Source organism: Wolbachia endosymbiont of Drosophila barbarae, assembly GCF_044752445.1.
GTDB classification, from domain to species: Bacteria; Pseudomonadota; Alphaproteobacteria; order Rickettsiales; family Anaplasmataceae; genus Wolbachia; species Wolbachia pipientis.
The window spans coordinates 1-2,415 of record NZ_JBIXJM010000112.1 but is presented as its reverse complement, the minus strand read 5'-3'; the positions used below and the strand labels follow the sequence as shown (position 1 = coordinate 2,415).

The 2,415-nt window shown below is 33.7% G+C and carries 2 protein-coding genes and 2 pseudogenes; all 4 read right to left on the bottom strand.

From position 1 onward, the window contains the following. Window positions 1-128 (bottom strand): annotated as a pseudogene (locus ACIPNH_RS01505) (WO male-killing family protein Wmk); the annotation flags it as partial. Between the two features lie 65 nt (window positions 129-193). Continuing rightward, on the bottom strand, window positions 194-1,381 hold the full coding sequence (locus ACIPNH_RS01500; protein WP_400771238.1) for a hypothetical protein: 1,188 nt from the start codon (window positions 1,379-1,381) through the stop codon (window positions 194-196). Between the two features lie 103 nt (window positions 1,382-1,484). Continuing rightward, complete coding sequence (locus tag ACIPNH_RS01495) at window positions 1,485-2,141, bottom strand: JAB domain-containing protein (protein ID WP_400771236.1); 657 nt, start codon at window positions 2,139-2,141, stop codon at window positions 1,485-1,487. Between the two features lie 170 nt (window positions 2,142-2,311). Next, a pseudogene (locus ACIPNH_RS01490) lies at window positions 2,312-2,415 on the bottom strand (WO male-killing family protein Wmk); the annotation flags it as partial.

Genomic DNA, 2,415 nt, shown 5'->3' with positions numbered 1-2,415 from the left:
AGTATTACCCAGTACTTTACACCAATTTTCTCCGCTAAATCCTTTTGAGTATACCATCGCTCTAACCTCCAACTTTTCAATTTTTGCCCTACTTCATAGTCTAGACTTTTTTCCACGCAAAAAACCATATATATAATATTTTCTACTATAGCTCAAAGGCTCCAGTAAACTCTGGAACCTTAAAATAAATGAATTAAAGTTCCCTAAAGGTTTCTTTACTACCTCCACATACCCTATTTACCCATGAAGACAATACTTCATCATTGCTAATCTCTTTTATAGCATACTTTTCATTCCATATGCCACATCTAGTGAAATTACCTCTTTCTACCACTTCCTTAAGCTTCACTCCCCCAAAAAGGCAGTTTTTTCCTATTTCTTCGCCTCTTTTTTCTAACTCAGCCCACATTTCCTTATTTTCTACTCTCACTTGCACCTGATCTGCCTCTTGGTACAATACAATATTTAGCTTACCAATGCTCGTAGGAAACTCTAACATGACAGAGCTGCCATTTGACATATCGGTATAGTTTCTTACACCTCCTTTCTCACTTTTAACCTCAACTGCATCATTACCAATTTTTAAAATATTACTTCCTAACTCTCTCAGTATTTTGGCTACTTCTATCTTACTATTTTCAGAGAATTCCATAAAAAGCATTTTATTATCTATCTCAATATCTATTAATTCTCCTTCCTGAACAGCACTTTCGCCAGCTTTTTCTAGTTCTTCTAGTTGCTTATCTATCTGTGGCTGAACTTCTGGTTGTAACTCATTATAGATTTCACCTATCAGTTTATTCTGTAGTAGAGTATCATGAAACTCTGCACCGCTTAACATTAATTTACGTATTACCTTTTTACGATCAACCTTATCAAATTTATGAAAATGTGTACCTAATACTACATACTCTGCAAAACTCCATTCCCCGTCATCACATGCATTTATTCTTGCTCCTGAGGCTAGTACTTGGTCTATAGTTTTGTGCAATTCATTTACGTTTTTTGCCTCTACCACAGCACTCTTAAACCAGCTCAACTTTTCGCTTTCGCTTGCACTTGGCTTTATTTTTTGCAAAGCTGAAGTAAATGGATTTAAATCTTCTGCTTGATCATTTAAAGGTTTTGTGCCATATATGTAGTCAAGTCCTTTCCCATAGTTGATTTTGTTTTCGCGAACTTCTCTACCAGGGAAAGGTGCTATTTCTTGAGACTTTTTAGCCTTATTAATTTTGCTTACAAAAGTAGGCTGCTGGCTAGTACGACCAATTCCTACAATAGCATTTAACATCTCACCTTTTGATAATTTATCAAGATCAACGTTTAACTCGTAAACACCTCCTTTTTTGTCATCAAAAGGTACAATTATCTTATTACCCATATTATCCCCACTATTAAAAATACTTTTTAAGTATACAAACCTTAATTTATATATTCTATTACTCATTATAAATTAATATGAGTAGATTTGCAAATACTTTCTACTATAACAATCCGTTTTCTCGAAAGCTGAAATAGCCTCCACTTGTGATAATAATATGATCAAATAATCTAACACTTACAGTACTACATGCTGCTGCTAAGCTCTTTGTTACTGCTTGATCTTCTTCTGATGGTTCTAAGCGTCCCCCAGGATGGTTGTGTGACATTATTACTAATGTTGCATTCTTTATTAATGCTTTTCTTGTAATTTCCTTTATGTATACTGGTGCTTTTTCCATTTCACCAATATAGGATTCTTCTCCGATTAGTTGGCGCCTTTTATTCAAGTACAGTATTTTTACACATTCCCTCTCTGCATGACCTATACTTACGTTCAAGTATTCTACTAGCCCTTGTAAGTCCATGATTGGTTCTCCCTTGAGCTTTTCTCTCAGTACCCTTTCTAGTGTTTCCTTAACGCACATAATCATTGCTATTGAAGAATCAGTTACTCCTTCTATGACTTTCAGGTCATCCATTTCTCGGCCTAAAATCCTTCCTACTCCCGTATAAGTATTCACCAGATTTTTAGCAATTTCTTGAGCTTGCGGCCTTTCATGTACTGCACTTAGAAACGTTTCCATTATTTCACGATCAAGTAGTGCTTTGCCTTTGCTTTCTAATATTCTGAATTCTATTTCTTCTTTACTTTTATTCATATAATTTACCCTTCACTAACAACAAACTTTTTTTAAATATTTACTGCTGTTTTTTTATCAGCATTGGCATAGAGCCATAGCTTCCAAGTGAAGTCAAATCAATTTTTCAATCTTTTTTACTTATTTTTTCATTAAAAAGTAAAGATATTAATAGATACTGATTTTTTTACTTAAATTTGTTGAATTTCGTCTAAAGAGATGCCTACTGTTTTTAAAATAATATTGATAGAAATTCCTTCCTTAACTAAATTCTTTGCAATTTTCATCTTTTCTA

Bases quoted from the DNA above. Each gene is read 5' to 3' on its own strand.
- ACIPNH_RS01500 (WP_400771238.1), bottom strand. From the start codon at position 1,381: ATGGGTAATAAGATAATTGTACCTTTTGATGACAAAAAAGGAGGTGTT.
- ACIPNH_RS01495 (WP_400771236.1), bottom strand. From the start codon at position 2,141: ATGAATAAAAGTAAAGAAGAAATAGAATTCAGAATATTAGAAAGCAAA.